This is a genomic window from Microbispora sp. NPDC049125 (assembly GCF_040802045.1).
Taxonomy (GTDB): Bacteria; Actinomycetota; Actinomycetes; order Streptosporangiales; family Streptosporangiaceae; genus Microbispora.
Genome location: NZ_JBEZDW010000010.1, coordinates 171,892 through 192,249, shown reverse-complemented (window position 1 = coordinate 192,249; position 20,358 = coordinate 171,892). Strand labels below are relative to the sequence as shown.

Sequence of the window (20,358 nt, the reverse complement as noted above, 5' to 3'; positions counted from 1 at the left end):
GCCGTTCGGGCGTGATCAGATCCGGAAGGCCGCCCGCGTGTGGTCAGGGCCGGCGGGACCAGGCGTGATCAGGGCCGACGGGACCAGGCGTGGTCAGATCCGGAAGGCCAGGTCGGGCGTGATGTCCGCCACGTCCATCTGGGCCTTCTGCAGGCGGCCCGAGTAGTCCCAGTTCATCGCCTGCCAGCGGGTGAACTGGTCGAGCACCCAGATCCCGCTCTGCCGGCTGCCGTTGCCCGACTTGCCGTTCCCGCCGAACGGCAGGTGCGCCTCGGCGCCCGACGTCGAGTTGTTCACGCTGACCATGCCCGCCGAGACGCCCTCGCGGAACCGGAAGGCCGCCTTCGGGTCGCTCGTGTAGATCGACGACGACAGCCCGTAGCCCGGGCGGTTGGCCAGGCCGATGGCCTCGTCGAGCGTGGTGAAGGTGGTCACCCCCACGATCGGCCCGAACGTCTCCTCCAGGAAGATCCGGTCGCCGGGACGGACGCCGTCGACGATCACCGGGTGGTAGAAGAGGCCCTCGCCGTCCATCCGGCCGGTGGGCCCGGGGAGCACCCGGTGGTGCGGCTGGATCCAGCCGAGGTACTCCTCGTACCGCTCGGCGAACCGGTGGTCGAGCATCGGGCCGTACAGCACGTCGCCGGCCGGGTCACCGATCTTGGCGTCGCGGACGGCCTCGGTGAACGCGGCGAGGAACCGGTCGTGGACGTCCTCGTGCACGATCACCGTGCCGAGGGAGGTGCACCGCTGCCCCGCCGTGCCGAAGCCGGCGAACAGGGCACCTTCCACGGCGAGGTCGAGGTCGGCGTCGGGCATGACGACCATCGGGTTCTTGCCGCCGAGCTCCAGGCAGGGCGACTGCAGGTGGCGGCCGCACAGCTCGCCGATCCTGCGCCCGACGGCGCTGGAGCCGGTGAAGCCGACCTTGTGGACCGTGCCCTCGTCCAGCGCCCGGTCGAGGCCCTCGTACGTCGCCTCGCCGCCGGCGAACACGACGTTCAGCACGCCGTCGGGCAGGCCGGCCGCGGCGAACAGCCGGAACAGCGCGTGCGCCGAGGCCGCGGCGTACTCCGCCGGCTTCCAGACGACGGCGTTGCCGCACAGCAGCGCCGGCACCAGGTACCACGAGGGGACGGCCACCGGGAAGTTGCCCGCCGTGATCACCGCGGCCACCCCCACCGGGACGCGGAAGGTGAACAGGCTCTTGTCCGGCATCTCGGACGGCACCGTCTGGCCGTACAGGCGGCGGCCCTCGCCGAGGAAGAAGTCGCAGGTGTCGACGATCTCCCGTACCTCGCCGAGCGCCTCCGCGTACGGCTTGCCGATCTCCTCGGTGACGAGGCGGGCCAGCGTCTCGGCGTTCGCCTCGACCAGCCGCCCGATGGACGCGACGACCCGGCCGCGCACCGGCGCCGGCACCCGGGCCCAGTCCCGCTGCGCGGCCGCGGCCGTACGGCAGGCGCCGGCGAACGCGCCGGAGTCGGCGAGCAGGACCGTCGCGACGGTCTCCGCGGGCCGCGCCGGGTTGATCGACTCGTAGGCGGCGCCCCCGGGGACGTCCTTGCCTCCGACGACGGAAACGATCTGCCGAGTCACCGCTGACCTCCGGAACGATTTGCTGTCTGGCGTCTCGATTACACAGTATTTTCGTCCGGAACGCCCGCAGGCAGCCCCTCCTGGTGGGCGACGGCGGCGGCTTGGGTGCGGCTGGCGACACCCAGCTTGGCCAAGATGTTGGAGACGTGGACGCTGACCGTCTTCTGGGAGATGAACAGCAGCTCGCCGATCTCCCGGTTGGCCAGGCCCGCCGCCACGTGCCCGAGGACCTCACGCTCGCGGCTGGTCAGACCGGCGAGCCGGCCGCCCGTGCCGTGACCCGTGCCCCGACCCGTGCCGTGACCCGTGCTCCGACCTGTGCCGGGACCCGTGCTGTCACCTGGGCTGTGGCCATCGACGCCGCCCGTGACGTGACCCGCGCTCTGACCTGTGCCGGCGAAGCGGCCGCGCCGCCCCAGCTCGGCGAGGGCGCCTTTCAGCGGTTCGGCTCCGAGGGACTGGGCCACCGCGGCGGCGGCACTCCACTCGGCGTGCGCCGCGGCACGGTCACCGGCCTCCAGCAGGGCCTCCGCCAGACGCAGGCGGGACCGCGCCTCCTCGTAGACGAAGCCGAATCCGAACGCGTCGGTGGCCTTGCGCCAGACGTCGACGCCGCCCGTGCCGTGCGCGCGGTGCCATTCGGCCTCCGCCCTGGCCAGCCAGGCATGCCCTTCCGGGCCGAGCTGGACGCGCGGGCCCGTGAGGCTGTTGGCCGCCGCCCAGCGGGCCCGCTTCAGCAGGTCGTCGGCGAGCTCGCCGGTCCGCCGCTGCTCGGCGAGCGCCCACAGGCCGGTGGCGGCGATGCGGATCAGCCCGGAGTCGAACGGCTCCAGCACCTCGACGATCGCGGACACGTGCTCCAGCGCGGTGTCCGGGTCGCCGCGCCACAGCGCCTGTTCGGCCGCCATCCCCCGCGCCATGTAGGTGACGAGCTCATCCGGCCAGAAGCGGGAGAGCCACCTGAGCCGGTCGTCGGCCCCCGGACGCCCCCGGCCGACCTCGACGAACAGGGCGAAGGACGACAGCCGCGCCTCCGCGCGGGTCCCGACGCGAACGCCGAACTCGCCGGCCAGCCGCTCCGCCGCGTCCCAGTCGCCGTCCGCGTAGTGCACGAGGTACTGCAGGAAGCGCAGGTCCGTCCCGTAGGTGCTCCAGGTCAGCCCGGTCTCGCGGGCGAGGTCCACGCCCGCCGCGGCGATCTCGGCCGCCCCCTGCAGCTCGCCACGCTCATACCGCACGCGCGCGTGGTTGAACCGCGCGCGCAGGTCGATGGACAGGTCGCCGGACCGCTTGCATGTCGCCCGGGCGAGCAGCTCCTCGGCGCACTCCGCGGTCCCCGCCGCCTCCTCGAACAGCGCCAGCGAGACGAGCGCGCTGGCCTCCGCGTCGCGGGCGCCGGTCGCCTGGGCCACCTCCAGCGCCCGCTTCGCCGTGGCGGCGGACTCGTCGGCCCGGTAGTTCCCCCACAATGTGCGGGCGTACGTGGCGAGCGCCCGGGCGAGCAGAGGGCTCTCAGGCGCGAGATCCACCGCCTCCCGGGCGGCGGCGATCATCGCCGGCCCGTCGTCGTCGGCGTCGGCCATGTAGTACGCCATGCGCTCGCTGGTCTCCGCGATCAGGATCGGGTCGTCGACGAGCGTGCGAAGCCTGCGCAGCTGCGAGACGGCCCGGTGGTAGTCGCCGCTGCCGGCGGCCGCCGTCGAGCTGGTCAGCGCGATCCGGGCCCTGGTGTCCCCGGCCAGCTCCTCGGCTCCGGGGACCTGTTCCCAGATCTCAAGGGCCCGCTCCAGGTGGCGGTGCGCCTCCGCGGGGGCCCCCAGCTCCACCGCGAGCCGGCCGGCCTCGACCGACGCCTTCAGCGCGCCCGGGAGGTTGTGGCTGGCCAGGTGGTGATGGGCGAGCTCGGCGGGGGAGCGTCCCCGCTCGGCCAGCAGCTCGGCGAAGGCCGCGTGCAGGCGTGTCCGCTCGCCGGGGAGCAGGTCGTCGTAGACGGCCTCCTGCAGCAGGGCGTGCCGGAACACGTACCCGTCCGTGCCGGCGGTCAGCAGCCCATGGGAGACGATTTCGCGCAGCGCGTCCTCCAGGGGGAGGTCGCTGAGGCGGGTCGCGTCGCGGAGCAGGTCGTGATCGACCCGGCGGCCGGCCACGGCCGCGACCCGCAGCACCTGGCGCGCCGTGTCCGAGAGCGCCTCGACCCTGGCGAGCAGCAGGTCGGAGAGCGTGCCGGGCAGCCGGGTGTGGTCGGCCGCCGCTGCCAGCAGCTCCTCGGCGAAGAAGGGGTTGCCGCCGGCCCGCTCGACCACCCCTCCGATGAGGCTCCCGCCGGGCCCCGTGCCGGGAATCTCGCCGGGCTCGCCGAGCGTCGACAGGTACTCCGCCATCTCGTCGTTCTTCAGCGGCGGCAGCTCGACGGCGGTGACCAGCGGCAGCCGCTGCAACTCGGCCAGGACGGGCCGCAGCGGGTGGCGCCGGTGGAGATCGTCGGTGCGGTAGGTGCCGACGAGGCACACCCGCTCGCGCTGCAGCATGCGGGTGAGGAAGACCAGCAGGTCACGGGTGGAGCGGTCGGCCCAGTGCAGATCCTCGAAGACGAACAGCACCGGCCGCCCGTCAGCCACCTCCGACAGCATGTCGAGGACCGATCCGAACAGCCGCTGCTGCGCCAGCGCTCCGGCCGACGCGTCCGACGGCCCGTGATCGGACCCCGGCAGGAGGCGCCTGAGCGCCGGCCGTGCGTTCAGGGCCTTGGCCACCGGATTCTCCGGGTCCGCCGCGGCGCCGCGCAGAGCGTCCGCCAGCGGCAGGTACGGCAGGGCGTCGCCGAGCTCGGCGCACTGGCCGATGAGCGTGACGAACCCCTGCCGCTGGGCGCGCTCGCACAGCTCGGTGACGAGCCGGGTCTTGCCGATCCCGGCGTCGCCGCCGACGAGGGCGACTCCCGCGAGCCCCGATGCGGCGGCGTCGAGCACGTCGCGGAGTCGACTGAGCTCTCGGGAGCGCCCGATCAAAACCTTTTGCGCCGTTCGCGCCATCACGCTGGTGAGTATGTCACGCGGCACCGACAAGGCCCTCCGCTCAGTAGCCGGTGGCTCCGTCGATCCGCTCCCGCAGCAGGTCGGCGTGGCCGTTGTGCCGCGCGTACTTGGCGATCACGGCGACGAAGAGGATCCTGCGCAGCGTGATCGGCCCGCCGCTCGCCCGGTGCGTGCCCGTCGCGTCGAGGGAGGACGCGGACCACGACCCACCTCGCCCGGTCGCACTCGGCCCGCCACACCGCGGACGCCTCGCCGACGCCGCCGCCCAGATTCCGAAGTCCAGTTGTCGGAGTAGTAGAGCATCGCCACGTCCTCGCCGGCGAACTGGACGCGGAACCACCACCGCTCGACCCCGGTGCCTGCTGGCCGTCGCCCAGCGGCCTGACGTCGCGGCCGGGCGGGGATCCTCGCCGAGACGTGCGGGAGGCGCGTGTGCCGCGTGCCTCAGAGGAGGTTTCCCCACCTCTGGCCGCCGGGATCCGGGCGGAGCGGTTTTGTCGGCGGGGCTGGCTAGTGTGCGGCGCGTGATGGAACGGTGGAGCCGGGACCAGGTGCTCGCCCTGGCGCCCGACGCGGCGTCGCGGAAGGCGGCCGCCGGCGTCAGCGCGGCCGGTAAGTGGTCCGGAACGGGAGCGCTTCCGGAGGCGGTGTGGGGGGAGTGCCGGGGCAGCGGCGCCACGCCGTACCGGACGTGCGTCGATCTGTCGGAGCCCGCGTACAGGTGCAGCTGCCCCAGCCGGAAGTTCCCCTGCAAGCACGCCCTCGGCCTGCTGCTCCTGTGGTCGGCGGACGGGATGGCCACGGCGGCCTCGCCCCCCGCCTGGGCGGCGGAGTGGCTGGACGAGCGCCGGGACCGCGCCGCGAAGAAGGCGGGCGCCACGGCGGCCGGTGCGGGAGACACCGGGGCCGGGCACGCGACGAGCGGGCCAGGCGGCGATGATCGCGCGGGTGATTCTTTAGGTGGTCCGGCCGGAGATGACGCGGGCGGCGGGGCTCCCGAGGGTGGCGGCCCGGAAGACGGCGGCGTGCGCGGGCCCCGGCCGGGTAAGGGCCGGCCGGCGGCGGAGCAGCGGGAGAGCCGGGTCACCTCGGGTCTGTCTGAGCTGGAGCGGTGGCTGTGCGACCAGATCGCCCAGGGCGTCGCGCAGGCTCGCCAGACCGGTCTCGCCGACTGGGACGACCTGGCCCGGCGGCTCGTCGACGCTCAGGCGCCCGGGGTCGCGGGGGTCGTCTCCCGGCTCTCCCGGCTGCTGCGCGAGGAGGACTGGCCCGGCCTGCTGCTCGGGGAGTACGCCCTGATCCATCTGCTCGCCGTGGCGCACCGCCGTACGGCGGAGTTGCCCGCGGAGCTCAGGGAGACGGTGCGGTCGAGGATCGGGTTCCCGGTCACGAGGGAGAGCGTCCTGGCGTCGCCCCCCGTCCGCGACCACTGGGACGTGCTCGGCGGGCGCGACGAGGAGCAGGACCGCCTGGTCGCCCGCCGGATCTGGCTGGCCGGGCGGAAGACCGGGCGGCCGGCGATGGTTCTGTCGTTCGCGCCGGTGGGGCAGGCCCTCGACGCGTCCCTCGTGCCCGGCACGACGATCGACGCCGACCTGGCGTTCTATCCCGGGGCGTCGCCGCTCCGGGCCCTGGTGGCCGGAAGGCACGGCCACGTGGCCGCCGGCCCCCCTCCGGGCATGCCGCTCTCCCAGGTCCCGGCGCGGATCGCCGAGGTGCTTGCCGGCGACCCGTGGGCCGACTCCTGGCCGGTGGTCCTGTCCGGTGTCACGCCGTCGGAGGACGCGCTCGCCGACGGCGAGGGGGCGGCGTTGCCGCTGCACCCGTCGTCGGCTCCGCCTTGGCGGCTGCTCGCCGTGTCCGGCGGCCGTCCGGTCACCGTCGCCGCCGAATGGACGCCGGGCGGCCTCAGACCGCTCACGACCTGGGACGAGGAGGAAAGGGTGGTGCCGCTGTGAACGCCTCGTGGGAGGAACTGGTCTCGGCCGCCCTGGTGGGCGCCGAGCGCCGGGCGGTGCCACCGGGGAGCGTGCTGGAGCAGGCGGCCGTGCAGGTGGTGCGCGGGCGCGCGGGCCGGCGGCCGCTGAGCGGCCGGGCTCCGGCGCCCGCCCCGGCCGAGACCCTGCCACTCGCTCCCCGGGCCGCGGGAGACCGGCTGGCGCGGCTGCTCTCGGGCGAGCATGCGCGGCTGCTGCCGGAATGGCTGGCGCTCGCCGCCCGGCGTGAGGTCCGGGTGCCCGCCCGGCTGATCCCCGAGCTGCTCGACCTCGGCGCGCGCGACCGCTCGATCCGGGCTCACCTCGGCGCGGTCACCGGCGCGCGCGGCCGCTGGCTCGCCGGGCTCAACTCCGCCTGGTCCTACCTGCTGGCCGAGCCGGCGCACGTGCCGCCCGGCGAGGTGTGGGAGCTCGGCACCAGCGGCGACAGGCGGGCCTACCTGTCCCGCCTGCGCGGCGAGGACCCGGCGGGCGCCCGTGAGCTGCTCGAACGTGGCTGGGGCGCGGAGACGCCGGAGGACCGGGCCGCGTTCGTCGCGATCCTCGCCGACGGGCTGTCCATGGACGACGAGCCGTTCCTTGAGGCCGCCCTCGACGACCGCCGCCGGGAGGCGCGGCAGGCCGCGGCCGACCTGCTCACCCGGCTTCCGGGGTCCCGGCTCAGCCGCCGCATGGCGGGGCGGGCGGCCCGCCTCCTCACCGACGACGGCCGGGGCGGCCTGCGGGCGGTGCCGCCGAAGGCGTGCGACAGCACCATGGAGCGCGACGGCGTCAGGGCGCGGCCGCCCGCCGGCACCGCCCAGCGGGGCTGGTGGCTCCAGCAGGTCGTCGCGCACACGCCGCTGTCGTTCTGGGCCGGTCACCTCGGCGGCCGGACGCCTGGCCAGATCGTCCGCCTGCGCATCGGTGACTGGGCGCGCGAGGTCCGCATGGGCTGGACGCGGGCCGCGATCCTGCAGCACGACCCCGAGTGGGCGCGCGCCCTGTTCGAGGTCGAGCCGCTGACCGACCTGCTCGCCGTCCTCCCGCCGCGTGAGCAGTCCGACCGCGCCGCCGGGCTGGTCAGGGATCACCCCGTGGACGGCCAGCTGATCATGATGCTCGGCGGCGTGGCGGCGCCGTGGGGCCCCCAGCTGGCCGGCGCCGTCGTCGAGAAAATCCTGCGGACCGCGGACGCCCAGCCGTGGAACGCCGGCGAGCTGATCCGGCTCGCCGGTGAGAGGCTCGATCCCGCCGTGCACGCGCGGGTCGAGGAGGTCCCCGACCTGGCCGCCGTCCTCCGGTTCCGTTCTGACATGTCGAAGGAGCTCGTGTGACCACCGTCCTGCGCCCCCACGCGGAAGATCTGTACGCGGAGGAGCTGGCCCTGCTGGGCAAGACCGACGACCGCCCCCGGCCGCCAGGCTGGCGCCTGTCACCCTGGGCGGTCACCACCTACGTGCTGGGCGACGGCGGCCCGATCACCCCGAAGTACATCGGCCCGCGCAGGATCGTGGAGGTCGCGGTGGCGACGCTCGCCACCGACCGCGCGTTGCTGCTGCTCGGCGTGCCCGGCACGGCCAAGACCTGGTTGTCGGAGCACCTCGCCGCGGCCATCAGCGGCGACTCGACCCTGCTGGTGCAGGGCACGGCGGGCACCGCCGAGGAGGCGGTCCGCTACGGGTGGAACTACGCCCGGCTCCTGTCGGAGGGGCCGTCGCGGCAGGCGCTCACGCCGAGCCCGGTCATGCGGGCGATGGCCGAGGGGCGGCTCGCCCGGGTGGAGGAACTCACCCGCATGCCGTCGGACGTGCAGGACGCGCTCATCACCGTGCTGTCGGAGAAGACCCTGCCCATCCCCGAGCTGGGGGAGGAGGTCCAGGCGGCGAAGGGCTTCAACGTCATCGCCACCGCCAACAACCGCGACCGCGGGGTCAACGACCTGTCGAGCGCGCTGCGCAGGCGGTTCAACACCGTGGTCCTGCCCGTTCCGGCCAGCGCGGAGGAGGAGGTGGACATCGTCTCCCGCCGGGTGGCCCAGCTCGGCCGCTCACTGGAGCTGCCGGAGGCCGTGACCGGGCTGGAGGAGATCCGCCGGGTGGTGACCGTCTTCCGCGAGCTGCGCTCCGGGGTGACCGGCGACGGGAGGACGAAGGTGAAGTCGCCGAGCGGCACGTTGAGCACGGCCGAGGCGATCTCCGTCGTGACCAGCGGCATCGTGCTCGCCGTTCACTTCGGGGACGGTGTGCTGCGCCCTTCCGACATCGCGGGCGGGATCGTCGGCGCGGTCGTGCAGGATCCGGTGTCCGACCGCGTCGTCTGGCAGGAGTACCTGGAGACCGTGGTGCGCGACCGGGAGGACTGGCGCGACTTCTACCGGGCCTGCCGCGATGCCGGCTGACCCCGCCGCCGTGCACCCTGCCGCCGTGCAGCCTGCCGCCGGGCATCCCGCCACGGCGTCCCCGGCCGTCGCGGGCGTCGCCTCCGGTACCGGCGCCGGCGGGGACCGCGACTCGGGGACGGGCGGTCCGAGGAGCGCGAAGCGGATGGGCGCCCACGTGTCGGTCCTCGGGGTGCGGCACCACGGCCCGGGCTCGGCGAGGGCCGTCCGCGCCGAGCTGGAACGGCTGCGGCCCGACGCGGTCCTGATCGAGGGCCCGCCGGAGGCCGACGCCCTGGTGGGCCTGGCCGCCGACCCCGCGATGCGGCCACCCGTCGCGCTGCTCGCGCACGTGCCGGGCGAGCCGTCCAAGGCCGCTTTCTGGCCGTTCGCCGTGTTCTCCCCCGAGTGGCAGGCGATGACGTACGCCCTGGAGGCCGGGGCGGCGGTGCGGTTCTGCGACCTGCCCGCGGCGCACAGCCTCGCGATGACGTCCGGAGACGACGTGCCGCGCGACCCGATCGGGGAGCTCGCCACGGCCGCCGGCTACGACGACGCCGAGCGGTGGTGGGAGGACCTGGTCGAGCATCGGGGGGAGGCCGGGACGCTCGACGTGGTCGCCGAGGCCATGGAGGCCGTCCGTGAGGGCCACGCCCCTCAGGGCGTCGAGGAGCGGCGCGAGGCCCACATGCGCAAGGTCCTCAGGAAGACCCTGCAGGACGGCTTCCGCACCGTGGCCGTGGTCTGCGGCGCCTGGCACCTGCCCGCGATCACGACGCTTCCCCCTGTCGCGGAGGACGACCGCGTCCTGCGGGGGATGCCCAAGGTGAAGGTGGAGATGACGTGGGTGCCGTGGACGCACGGCCGGCTCGCCTCCGCCGCCGGGTACGGCGCGGGCGTCGCCTCGCCCGGCTGGTACGACCACCTGTTCGCCGTGCCCGACCGCCCGATCGAGCGCTGGCTGGCCCGGGCCGCCGCGATCCTCCGCGAGGAGGACCTGCCCGTCTCCTCCGCCCACGTCATCGAGGCCGTACGGCTGGCCGCGACGCTGGCCGTGCTGCGCGGCAGGCCACTCGCCGGCCTGTCGGAGGTCACCGAGGCGGTCAGAGCGGTGCTGTGCGAGGGCGACGAGCTGCCAGTCGGGCTGATCCAGCGGCGCATGGTCGTGGGGGAGCGGCTGGGCCATGTGCCCGACTCCACTCCGATGGTGCCCCTCCAGCGCGACCTCAGGGCGGAGCAGCGGCGCGTGCGGCTCAAGCCGGACGCCGTCGCCCGCGAGCACGACCTCGACCTGCGCAGGCCCCTCGATCTCGACCGCAGCCGGCTCCTGCACCGCCTCGGCCTTCTCGGCGTGCCCTGGGGGACGCCGCGGCAGGCCCGCGGCAAGGGCACGTTCAAGGAGTCGTGGACGCTGGAGTGGCACCCCGAGTTCGACGTCGCCCTCATCGAGGCCGCCCCCTGGGGCGTCACGGTGGAGGGGGCGGCCACCGCGCGGGCCCGCGACCTCTCCGGCGCGCCGTCGCTCGCCGACCTGACCGCGCTGGTCGAGCGGTGCCTGCTCGCCCACCTGCCGGACGCCCTGCCGCACGTGCTGCGTGCCATCACCGACCGGGCCGCGCTCGACAGCGACGTACGCCACCTCATGGCGGCGCTCCCCGCCCTGGTCCGCGCGCAGCGGTACGGCGACGTACGCGGCAGCGAGGGGCTGCCCGCCATCACCGCCTCGCTGCTGGCGCGGATCTGCGCCGGACTGTCGCCGGCCCTCACCGGGCTGGACGACGACTCGGCCCTGGCCATGACGGCCCTGATCGACGGCGTCCACACGGCGGTGGGGCTCATGGAGACCGGCCCGTGGCTGGAGACGCTGGCCGCCGTCGCGCGGCGCGACGACCTGCCGGGGCTGGTGGACGGCAAGGTCGTCCGCCTGCTCTTCGACGCGGGCGCTCTGGAGGAGGACGTCTCCGTCCGCATGGCCCGCTCCATGTCAGCGGGCCACCCGCCCGCGCGGGCCGCGGCGTGGATGGAGGGCTTCCTGTCCGGCGGCGGCCTGCTGCTCGTCCACGACGCCCGTCTGCTGGCCACCGTGGACGGCTGGCTCACCGGGCTGTCCGCCGAGACGTTCGTCGACGTCCTGCCCCTGCTGCGGCGGACGTTCGGCGCCTTCGCCGCTCCCGAGCGGCGCATGATCGGCGACCGGGTCCGGTCCGGGCCGGTGGCGGGCGGCCCGCAGGAGACCGCCTGCGACGACGCCCAGGCGGCGGCGGCCGTACGCACCGTGCTGGACATCCTTGGGCTGGACACCGTGGGGAGGGCCTGATGGGACACGACGACGAGCGGGCGCGCCGCTGGCGGCTGGCGCTCGGCGGCGCCGCGGCGGGACAGCTGGAGGGCGCCGACGCCCGGATGGACGCGGCCCTCGCGGCGCTGTACGACGGGAAAGGTGACCGCGGCGCCGGGCTCGGGGCCTCGGCGCCCCGGGTGGCGAGGTGGCTGGGGGACATCAGGGAGTACTTCCCGTCGACCGTCGTCCAGGTGATGCAGAAGGACGCGATCGAGCGGCTCGACCTCACCCGCCTCCTGCTCGAGCCCGAGATGCTGGAGGCAGTCGAGCCCGACGTTCACCTCGTCGGGACCCTGCTGTCCCTCAACCGGCTCATGCCCGACCGGGCCAGGGAATCGGCGCGGGCGGTCGTCCGCAAGGTGGTCGCCGAGCTGGAATCCCGGCTGTCGCGGCGCACCCGCGCCGCGGTCACCGGCGCGCTGGACCGGTCGGGCAGGACGCACCGGCCGAGACGCGCGGCGGACATCGACTGGGGCCGCACGATCCGGGCGAACCTCAGGAACTACCTTCCCGAGCGGAACACGGTCGTGCCGTCCCGGCTGGTCGGCTACGCGAGGCGGCAGCAGGCCGTGCAGCGGGAGGTCGTCCTGTGCGTCGACCAGAGCGGCTCCATGGCCGCCTCCGTCGTCTACTCGGGCGTGTTCGCCGCCGTGCTCGCGTCCATGCGCTCGCTGCGGACCTCGCTGGTCGTGTTCGACACCGCCGTGGCCGACCTGACCGACCGCCTGGCCGACCCCGTGGAGGTGCTGTTCGGCACGCAGCTCGGCGGCGGCACCGACATCAACCGCGCCGTCGCCTACTGCCAGGGCCTCGTCACCCGCCCCGCCGACACGATCTTCCTGCTGATCAGCGACCTGTACGAAGGCGGGGTGCGGGAGGAGATGCTGCGCCGGGTGGCGGCCATGACGGCGGCCGGCGTCCAGGTGATCGTTCTGCTCGCGCTGTCCGACGACGGGGCGCCGCAGTACGACCACGACAACGCCGCCGCGCTCGCGGCTATGGGCGTCCCGGCGTTCGCCTGCACTCCGGACGCCTTCCCCGACCTCATGGCCGCCGCCATAGAACGAAGGTCCTACGACCAAATTCGCATGGCGGCTCCAGGCCGCTGATCCGTAATGTCCGTAGAGTGAATTCGGTAGTGACCGCAACCCCTGTCTTCGCCCCGCGTTACCGTGCCCTGAGCATCGGCATCGTGGCGCTCGTCATGCTCGTCGCGTTCGAGTACCTCGCCGTCGCGACGGCCATGCCCGTCATCGGGGCCGAGCTCCACGGCTACCGCCTGTACGGCCTGGCGTTCAGCGGCGGCCTCGCCGCCAATGTCATCGCGACGGTCATGGGCGGACGCTGGAGCGACGCGCGGGGGCCCGCCGCCTCGCTCTGGACCGGCGTCGGGGGGTTCATCGCCGGCCTCGCCGTGTCCGGGCTGGCGCCCACGATGGAGGTCTTCCTGGCGGGCAGGTTCCTGCAGGGGTTCGGCGGCGGCCTGTTCAACGTGGCCCTCTACGTACTGGTCGCCAAGGTGTACCCCGCCCCGATGCACCCCCGGGTGTTCTCGCTGCTGGCCGCGGCATGGGTGCTGCCGTCGGTGGTCGGCCCGGCCATCACCGGCTTCGTGGCCGGGACGTGGAGCTGGCGGTGGATCTTCCTCGGTGTCGCGGTCCTGTCCGCCCCCGCGGCCCTCGTCATGTGGCGGGGCATCCCCGAGGGGGGCGAGCAGGAACGGGAGCCGATCGGCCGCACCTTCCTGCCGAGGCTCGCGTGGGGCGTCCTCGCGGCTGTCGGCGCCGCCCTGCTCCAGTACGGCAGCGGCACCCCCGGCCAGGGGCTTCCGCTGATCGTCGCCGGGCTCGCGGTCCTCGCGTTCGTCCTCCCCCGGCTGCTGCCGTCCGGCACGCTGAGGGCGGCACGGGGTCTGCCCACGGTGGTGGCGCTGCGCGGCCTGGCCGCCGGGGCGTTCTTCGCGGCCGAGGTGTTCGTGCCGCTGACGCTCACCCACGAGCGGGGGCTCAGCACCGCCCAGTCCGGTCTCGCCCTGACCGGAGGCGCCCTGGCCTGGTCCGCCGGGTCGTGGATCCAGGGGCGCCGGCCGCACGGCCGGGTGCTCACCATCCGCGCCGGGACGACGCTGATCGCGGCGGGGATCTCGGTCACGGCGCTGACGGTGGTCCACGCGACCCCGGTGCTCGTCGCGTTCGGGGGATGGATGGTGGCCGGGCTGGGCATCGGCCTGGTCTTCCCGACGCTGTCCGTCCTCGTCCTGGAGCTGTCCGCGCCCGGCGAGGCCGGCCGCAACAGCGCGTCCCTCAGCATCGGGGAGTCGGTGTTCGCGATCGTCGCCGTCGCCGTCACCGGCGCCCTGTTCGCCGCGTACGGCGGGACGGCGCTCGTCTACCTCGCATGCTTCGCACTGCTGGTCGTCATGGCAGGAGCCGGCGCCCTTGTCGCCGGCCGCGCCGAGAATCCCCGGGGGCGCGTGCCTGAGCACCCCCGCGCACCGGGCACCATGGAGATCTGACTGAGGGGGATTTCCATTGCCGCGTGTCCGGGAGCTCGAGGTCTTCAGGATGACCCTGCCCTACGGCAGGCGTCCCGAGACCGTCCTGGTGAAGCTGACCGACTACGGCGGCATGGTCGGCTGGGGTGAGGTCGTCGAGCCCGCGGAGGGCGGGCAGCTCGAGAGCTCCCTGCCCGCGCTGCTCGGCGTCGACTGGGAGCACCCGTACGACCTCGGCGCGATCCCCGGCGGCGCCGCCGGCGACATGGCCTGCTGGGACCTGTGGGGCCGCATGGCCGGCGTCCCCCTGGCCCACGCGCTCGGCGGAAGCCGCACCTCCCTGATCGCGACCGTACGGCTGACCGCTGACCGATCGCTGGAGAGCATGGTCGCGCGGGTCAACCGGCACGTCTGCGCGGGGTACGGGCACGTCACGCTCGACATCCACCCCGGCTGGGACGTCGAGCCGCTGCGTGCCGTACGGGCCGCCTATCCCGGCCTGGCCATCGCCGTCGACGGACGGGGCGCCTACACGGAGACGGCCCAGCTGGAGGCGCTCGACGCGTACGGCGTGGTCGCCATCGAACGGCCGTTCAAGGATCTGCTGAGCAGCGCCGACCTCCAGGACCGGGTGTCGGCCGCGGTGGCGGTGGAGGTCGACACGGTCGCCGGGCTCGACGAGGCCGTCGACGTCCGGGCGGGCCGGGCGCTGCTGCTGCGCCCGGCGAGGTTCGGCTCGCTCGGCGCCGTACGGCAGGCGCACGACAGGGCGGTGGCGGCCGGGTGGGACATCGTCTGCGCCGGCGGCCTCGGCGCCGGGCTCGCCAGGGCGGCCACCGTCGCCGTGGCCAGCCTGCCGGGGTGCTCGCTGCCCAGCGACGTGGCGGAGCCGCCGCGCAGCGCGCAGGTCGTCATGCCGCCGGTCGACGCCTCGGGAGGCGTCGTGGCCGTGCCGCTCACCCAGCCCGGCCTGGGTCACACCGTCGACGAGTCGCGGGTGCGCCGCATGGCCCGGGAGTCGTTCCGGGTCTGACGGGTCATGCCTGAGGGGCACGCCGGCCGGGGTCACGCCGGCGGGGGTGCGTCTGATGTCGCGTCTGAAGGGGCACGTCCCGACCGGTGATCTGGCCCGGGCGCGACGGGCGCACGAGCCCGGGGGCGCCGCCCGGGCGTTGCCCCCGGGGGATGTCGTCGCCTGGCGTTCCCTTCCTCGCGGATCGGGGACCCGCGATCAGGTGAACAGGTCCTCGGCGGACGCGACGACGGCGGCCCGCCGGCCCCAGGCCTCCAGCAGGTTCACATCGGAGCAGCCGGTGATGCGCTCGCGGACCTCCGGCGAGATGTCGAGCCCCCGGCCGTGGAGCACCGCCAGGAGCATCTTCGCCTCTCCCCGTGCCTCACCCTCTTCACGGCCTTGTTCACGGCCGCGGTCGACCCAGTGCGACAGGTACTGCTGGGCCTGGTTCTCGTAGTACTCCGCGAGCGTGGTCACAATCCCCTCCAGGTGCTTGCGCGCCACGCTGGGTAGCGCGGTGAACACGTAGTTCAAATATAGCTTGGCCTGATCGGCGTCCAGGGTCTCCAGGGCCGCCAGCATCGCCGCCAGCGCCTCCGAACCCTCCGGCCGCTCTCCGTGCGCGACCGCCGACAGCACGGCCAGCTCGGGACACTCCCGGGCCCGCTCCACGTCCGTGATCATCGGGACGTGCCCGGGATGGATCGCCACCGGCGTCACCACCCCGCTGGGGCCCAGGACGATGGACTGCCGGCACCAGCGGGCCATCGCCTGATCGGGACAGATGACCATCAGCGTGGTGGGGCATCCCAGGCGGGCCCGCAACGCCGTGGCGTACACCGGCCAGCTGTACCGCTTGCGCGTGTCATGGCGGTTCTGCACCTCCACGATCAGCGCCATGCGGGGCCGGCCGGCCTCGTCGCGAAGGACGACGACAGAGTCGGCGCGGAACTCCACCGGGGTGAGCTGTGTGCAGTCCACCTCCTCCACGGTGGCGGTGGCGAACGGCGGCGGCGGTACGCCGGCGGCGTCGCGTAAGAGTTCGACCGCGGTCATGGGGCGGTTGCGGATGAACTCGAGAGGCATCTCGTGCCTGATTCCTGGCATGAGCCGCACACTACCGACAGCGACGAATCCCTCGCGCACGGTGATGGCTGTGTGGGGATGAGGTTCTTCCACCCTGATGAGCAGAAGTGATCCGTGACGCAATGCCGGCGCAGATATGCTCCCCGTGTGGACCTCTGGCCGGTGACGTCCGGCCAGTCACAGCGCGCCGCAGCCCTCGTCGATGGGCCCGGAGGCGGGCTCCGGCGTGGGGCCGGGCCGCAGGCGCGGGTGCGAGGGGCCGTCCGGCTCGCGGACCGACTGGCGGACGGCCTTCGCGGCGAGCAGGCGGATCCGCTCCCAGTCCGGGTAGGCCGTGCTGATCAGCGGCGGCACGAACTGCAGGCTGGTCACCTCCGCGTGCTTGACCTTCCAGGCCAGCGGCACCAGGTGCTCCAGCATCGGCCGGGGGATGTCGGTGCGCACGATCCTTCGGGCGACCGACGCAATCTCGGTGAACCGGCCCAGCACGGCTCGCGGATCGGCCTGGCGGAGCAGCGCGCCGAACACGCACCGCTGACGCCGCATCCGGTTGTAGTCGTCGCTGTAGGTGCGAGATCGGGCGTACCACAGCGCCTCGGCGCCGCTCAGCCGGCGGGTGCCCGCGCGGACCACGCCCTCGTCGTACTTGCCGAACACGATGTCCCGGTCGACGGTGAGGACCAGGCCGCCGAGGGCGTCGATGATCTTCGCGAAACCCCAGATGTTGACGAGGGCGTACCAGTCGACCCTGATGCCGAGGATGTAGCCGATCGTCTCCTTCAGCGTCTCGGCCCCCATGTGCCTGCGGCCGCCGAACAGCTCGGGGTGGTCGTCGGCGTACTGCCACACGGAGAACAGCAGATCCTCACGCCAGCCGGGCCGGCTCTCCGGCAGCTCGAAGCCGTAGGGGAACCGCAGGGCCATGGGGCTGCCGGGCGGGAAGGGCACGTGTTCGAGGTTGCGCGGCAGGCCGAGCAGCAGGGCCTTGCCGGTGCGCAGGTCGACGCTGGCCACGTTGATGCTGTCGGTGCGCACGCCGACCCGGCCCTCGCCCCAGTCGCCCCCCAGGAGAAGCACGTTGACCCGGTCGCGGCCGGCCCACGGGTCGCGCCCCTGCCCGTTCGCGCCGTCCCCGGTGAAGACCGTGTCGAGGGTCCGCTGGGAGACGGAGAGGTACTGCGCCGCCAGCGCGAACGGCGCGGCCACCACGACGGCGAGGAACCCGCAGACCGCCCCGGTCACGATCTGCCCGCCGCGCGGGAGGGTCCCCGGCCGCAGGACGAGGAAGGAGTGGATCACGAGGCAGAACCAGGCGGCGCCGCAGACGGCGGCGGCGAGGCTCATCTGTGTCAGCCAGTTGAGCGCCCGGCCGGCGAGCCCCGCGTCCGCCCCGGTGAAGATCGCGATCAGGCAGACGACCGTGGTGAGGTAGGAGCCGAGCAGGAGGGCGCCGGTGCGCCACCACCCGCCCCGCAGGTGCGCGGCGCCCGGCAACACCACCGAGAGCGCCACCCAGCCGATCAGCGCGGCCGCCGTCCGCGCCGGGACGTCCGGCGCGGGGGCGTTCGGCGCGGGGACGTCCGGCGCACCAGAGGAAGACACGTGTCAATTCAAGGCGCCCGCCACCGCCGGGGACGGACGCATGACGACAGCCGGGCGAGTCCATGCCGCCATTTGACCCGGGAACGGCGATCGCCGGCCCGAGAGAAAGCACGGCCTACCAGGGGAAGGCGAACAGCCCGTAGTAGGCGGCCGTTAGCAGCAGCAGGGCGGTGCCGCCGAGGACGCCGGCGAGCACGCAGCGCTGCCAGAGGGTCGGCTCCCACCCGTCCCGCAGGCCGGCGGCGACGGCGATGACGGTGGTCACCTCCTGCACCAGCATCACGACCACCAGCAGCCGTACGACCAGCCACCCGGCCTGCACCGCGGGCCACGCCCCGGCCTGGTTGACCGAGAACAGCACGATGAGCGTGACGAACGCCATGACCGCGGCCAGCTCGCCCAGGCCGGTCCACGCCATCCTGCGCAGGCGGCGGCGGATCGACGGCCACAGCTGGACGTTCGCCTGGAGCCGCGGGTCGCGGCCGCGCAGCCGGACGACCATCTCCGTCACGGGCGCCGCGACGTAGCCGACGGCGGCGAGGCACAGCGTGAGCCACAGGAACGTGCTGTCGCCCCACCACGGGGCGTCCGGCACGTCGCTGGCCTGGAACCGCTGCACGGGAGTGGCCCCCGCTATTCGCGGTGCCGCCGTCGCGTCGCCGGGGAGCCCGTCGATCCAGTTGGCGAGCGTGGGCAGGTAGTCGTGGGCGAAGCTCCCGCCGCCCGTCCGCATGGCGTGGTTGGCCTGCGCCAGGAACCGGATCGTGTAGTCGCCGTTGCCGCCGTCCTCCAGGGCGCGGGTGAGGGTCTCGGTGCTCTCGACGAACGGGATGGAGGGGTCGTCGGTGCCGTACAGCGCGAGGACGGGCTGGGTGATCCCGCGCAGCGCGGGGACGCCGTCGTAGCGCAGGAAGTCGAAGCCGACCCCGCCCATCACCCTGGTCAGCAGGTCGCGGACCCCCGTCGGGGCGTGCAGGCGCACCAGCTGCTCGTTGAGCGCCCACGCCACCTGGCGCATCGGCGAGACGTTCGGAGACGAGACGAGGACCACGAAGGCGACCTCGGGATGGCGGGCGGCCGCGATCGGCACGACCCACCCGCCCTCGCTGACCCCCCACATCCCGGTCTTGGCGGGATCCACGTCGGGCCGCCGCCTGAGCACGTCGAGCATGCGCGTCGCGTCGTCGGCCAGCAGTGAGAAGTCGCGGTTGCGGAAGGAGTAGCCCACCGTGCGCTTGTCGTACGCCACGGTCACGATGCCCGCCCTGGCCAGCCACTCGGCCTGCTGGGTGAACTCCCCGCCGTCGCCCGACCCCGACCCCTGCACGAACACCATCGCCGGGTGCCTGCCCGGGGTCAGGGGCGACCGGATCGTCGCCCTGAGGGTCTCGTTCCTGGCGGGCACGTTCACGGTCTCGGTACGGAACCTGGCCGTGGTGGCCACGGGGCGCACCTCGCCGGCGGGCTGCGGGGGCAGTGACCGGAACTCCTGCGCGGAGGACAGCGGCGCGGGGTCGAACGCGGGCGGGGACAACAGGTGACCGAGGACGGCAAGAACCACCATCAGCGCCCCGGCGATCATGCTCAGGGCGCCCCGCCCGACATTCATGAGGCAGCTCCCCAGATTTCCTCTTCGGGCTCAAGGATAAGTCATTACTCGATCAAACGGCCGGGCCGGTCGTGGTGCCGATGGGGCCACATTTGTCGCAGGGACCTGTTAGCTTCCTGCGACATGCGCCTCTTGCACACCTCCGACTGGCATCTCGGCCGGTCGTTCCACCGCGAGAGCCTGCTGAGCGCCCAGGCGGCCTTCGTCGACCACCTGGTGGAGACGGCGCGGGCCGAGCGGGTCGACGTCGTGACGATCTCCGGAGACGTCTACGACCGGGCGTTGCCGCCGGTGGACGCGGTCGCGCTGTGCAACGAGGCGCTCGCCCGGCTGAAGGCGCTCGGCGTGCACACCGTGCTGATCAGCGGCAACCACGACTCCGCCGTGCGGCTCGGTTTCGGTGCCGACCTCATGGAGCGGGTGCACCTGCGCACCGACCCCGGGCGGGCCTGGGAGCCCGTCGTCATCGGCGGCGTGGCCTTCTACGGCATCCCCTATCTGGAGCCCGAGCTGGTCCGGGGCCCGTGGGAGCTGGCCGAGCGCAGCCACACCGCCGCGATCTCCCACGTGATGGACCGCGTCCGGGCCGACCCGGCCCCGCGCAAGGTGGTGCTCGCCCACGCGTTCGTCACCGGCGGCGAGGCCAGCGACAGCGAGCGGGACATCAGCGTCGGCGGCGTCTCCCACGTGCCGCTGAGCGCCTTCTCCGGGGTCGGCTACGTGGCCCTGGGCCACCTCCACGGGCGTCAGGTCATGACCGAGACCGTCCGCTACTCGGGCTCCCCGATCGCCTACTCCTTCTCCGAGACCGGCCACCGCAAGGGCTCCTGGCTGGTCGACCTCGACGCCGAGCGGGTGGAGTTCGTCCCCGCGCCCGTCCCACGGCCGGTCGGCAGGCTGCGGGGGTGCCTGGAGGAGCTGCTGTCCGGCTCCCGGTTCGCCGGCCACGAGGAGCACTGGCTCCAGGTGACGCTCACCGACCCGGTGCGTCCCCGCGAGGCGATGGAGCGCCTGCGGCGTCGCTTCCCGCACACGCTCGCCCTCGCGTTCGAGCCGGAGGGCGCCGCGGCGCCCGTGCCGCGGCCCCGGATGGCCGGGCGCGCGGAGATCGACGTGGCGCTCGACTTCGTCCGGGAGGTCCGCGGCGAGCCGGCGGACGCCGACGAGAAACGCGTGCTCGAACAGGCGCTCGAAGCCTGCCGGATCGAGGAGAGCCGGTGA

Annotated in this window: 14 protein-coding genes; 8 read left to right on the top strand and 6 right to left on the bottom strand. The window is 74.0% G+C overall.

The genetic code is table 11. The features are described 5' to 3' along the window. Positions 1-93: 93 nt before the first annotated feature. From AB0B72_RS14985 to AB0B72_RS14975, 3 genes are read right to left on the bottom strand one after another with little or no spacing between them, the layout of a single operon-like run. Positions 94-1,599 (bottom strand): aldehyde dehydrogenase family protein, encoded by a 1,506-nt coding sequence (locus AB0B72_RS14985; RefSeq protein WP_367739292.1) that lies wholly within the window; start codon positions 1,597-1,599, stop codon positions 94-96. A 38-nt stretch (positions 1,600-1,637) separates the two neighbouring features. Next, positions 1,638-4,631 (bottom strand): helix-turn-helix transcriptional regulator, encoded by a 2,994-nt coding sequence (locus tag AB0B72_RS14980; protein ID WP_367739329.1) that lies wholly within the window; start codon positions 4,629-4,631, stop codon positions 1,638-1,640. Positions 4,632-4,674: 43 nt separating this feature from the next. Then, positions 4,675-4,977, bottom strand: a complete 303-nt coding sequence (locus tag AB0B72_RS14975; RefSeq protein ID WP_367739291.1) for a DUF664 domain-containing protein — start codon at positions 4,975-4,977, stop codon at positions 4,675-4,677. A 184-nt stretch (positions 4,978-5,161) separates the two neighbouring features. Here AB0B72_RS14975 and AB0B72_RS14970 point away from each other — a divergent pair, with 184 nt between their 5' ends. From AB0B72_RS14970 to AB0B72_RS14940, 7 genes are all read left to right on the top strand, one after another. Then, complete coding sequence (locus tag AB0B72_RS14970) at positions 5,162-6,592, top strand: SWIM zinc finger family protein (RefSeq protein WP_367739328.1); 1,431 nt, start codon at positions 5,162-5,164, stop codon at positions 6,590-6,592. Next, a complete protein-coding gene (locus tag AB0B72_RS14965) occupies positions 6,589-7,947 on the top strand; it encodes a DUF5691 domain-containing protein (RefSeq protein WP_367739290.1) in 1,359 nt (452 codons plus the stop codon). The genes AB0B72_RS14970 and AB0B72_RS14965 overlap by 4 nt, the downstream gene beginning before the upstream one ends. Next, entirely contained in the window at positions 7,944-9,011 is a 1,068-nt protein-coding gene (locus AB0B72_RS14960; RefSeq protein WP_367739289.1) for an AAA family ATPase, read from the top strand. The genes AB0B72_RS14965 and AB0B72_RS14960 overlap by 4 nt, the downstream gene beginning before the upstream one ends. A gap of 145 nt (positions 9,012-9,156) precedes the next feature. Beyond that, on the top strand, positions 9,157-11,307 hold the full coding sequence (locus AB0B72_RS14955) for a DUF5682 family protein (RefSeq protein ID WP_367739327.1): 2,151 nt from the start codon (positions 9,157-9,159) through the stop codon (positions 11,305-11,307). Beyond that, on the top strand, positions 11,307-12,440 hold the full coding sequence (locus AB0B72_RS14950) for a VWA domain-containing protein (protein ID WP_367739288.1): 1,134 nt from the start codon (positions 11,307-11,309) through the stop codon (positions 12,438-12,440). Before AB0B72_RS14955 ends, AB0B72_RS14950 begins: the two co-directional genes overlap by 1 nt. Before the next feature lie 29 nt (positions 12,441-12,469). After that, positions 12,470-13,846: an MFS transporter gene (locus tag AB0B72_RS14945; protein WP_367739287.1), complete on the top strand. Its 1,377-nt coding sequence runs from the start codon at positions 12,470-12,472 to the stop codon at positions 13,844-13,846. Positions 13,847-13,895: 49 nt separating this feature from the next. After that, positions 13,896-14,858 carry an enolase C-terminal domain-like protein gene (locus tag AB0B72_RS14940; protein WP_367739286.1) on the top strand — a complete coding sequence of 321 codons (963 nt, stop codon included), beginning with the start codon at positions 13,896-13,898 and terminating at the stop codon, positions 14,856-14,858. 198 nt (positions 14,859-15,056) lie between these two features. On the opposite strand, the gene AB0B72_RS14935 is transcribed toward AB0B72_RS14940, so the two are convergent. The 3 genes from AB0B72_RS14935 to AB0B72_RS14925 form a co-directional block, all read right to left on the bottom strand. Then, complete coding sequence (locus AB0B72_RS14935; protein WP_367739285.1) at positions 15,057-15,947, bottom strand: hypothetical protein; 891 nt, start codon at positions 15,945-15,947, stop codon at positions 15,057-15,059. A gap of 156 nt (positions 15,948-16,103) precedes the next feature. Continuing rightward, positions 16,104-17,528, bottom strand: coding sequence for an LCP family protein (locus AB0B72_RS14930; RefSeq protein ID WP_367739284.1), 1,425 nt, complete (start codon positions 17,526-17,528; stop codon positions 16,104-16,106). Between the two features lie 115 nt (positions 17,529-17,643). After that, entirely contained in the window at positions 17,644-19,137 is a 1,494-nt protein-coding gene (locus AB0B72_RS14925) for an alpha/beta hydrolase family protein (RefSeq protein WP_367739283.1), read from the bottom strand. Between the two features lie 123 nt (positions 19,138-19,260). Here AB0B72_RS14925 and AB0B72_RS14920 point away from each other — a divergent pair, with 123 nt between their 5' ends. Further along, positions 19,261-20,358 (top strand): exonuclease SbcCD subunit D, encoded by a 1,098-nt coding sequence (locus AB0B72_RS14920; protein WP_367739282.1) that lies wholly within the window; start codon positions 19,261-19,263, stop codon positions 20,356-20,358.

What these genes read in the sequence shown, in the direction of transcription:
- AB0B72_RS14980 (WP_367739329.1), bottom strand. Translation starts at nt 4,631, where the DNA reads ATGGCGCGAACGGCGCAAAAGGTTTTGATCGGGCGCTCCCGAGAGCTC.
- AB0B72_RS14970 (WP_367739328.1), top strand. Translation starts at nt 5,162, where the DNA reads ATGGAACGGTGGAGCCGGGACCAGGTGCTCGCCCTGGCGCCCGACGCG.
- AB0B72_RS14955 (WP_367739327.1), top strand. Translation starts at nt 9,157, where the DNA reads ATGGGCGCCCACGTGTCGGTCCTCGGGGTGCGGCACCACGGCCCGGGC.
- AB0B72_RS14950 (WP_367739288.1), top strand. Translation starts at nt 11,307, where the DNA reads ATGGGACACGACGACGAGCGGGCGCGCCGCTGGCGGCTGGCGCTCGGC.
- AB0B72_RS14940 (WP_367739286.1), top strand. Translation starts at nt 13,896, where the DNA reads ATGACCCTGCCCTACGGCAGGCGTCCCGAGACCGTCCTGGTGAAGCTG.
- AB0B72_RS14935 (WP_367739285.1), bottom strand. Translation starts at nt 15,947, where the DNA reads ATGCCAGGAATCAGGCACGAGATGCCTCTCGAGTTCATCCGCAACCGC.
- AB0B72_RS14925 (WP_367739283.1), bottom strand. Translation starts at nt 19,137, where the DNA reads ATGAATGTCGGGCGGGGCGCCCTGAGCATGATCGCCGGGGCGCTGATG.
- AB0B72_RS14920 (WP_367739282.1), top strand. Translation starts at nt 19,261, where the DNA reads ATGCGCCTCTTGCACACCTCCGACTGGCATCTCGGCCGGTCGTTCCAC.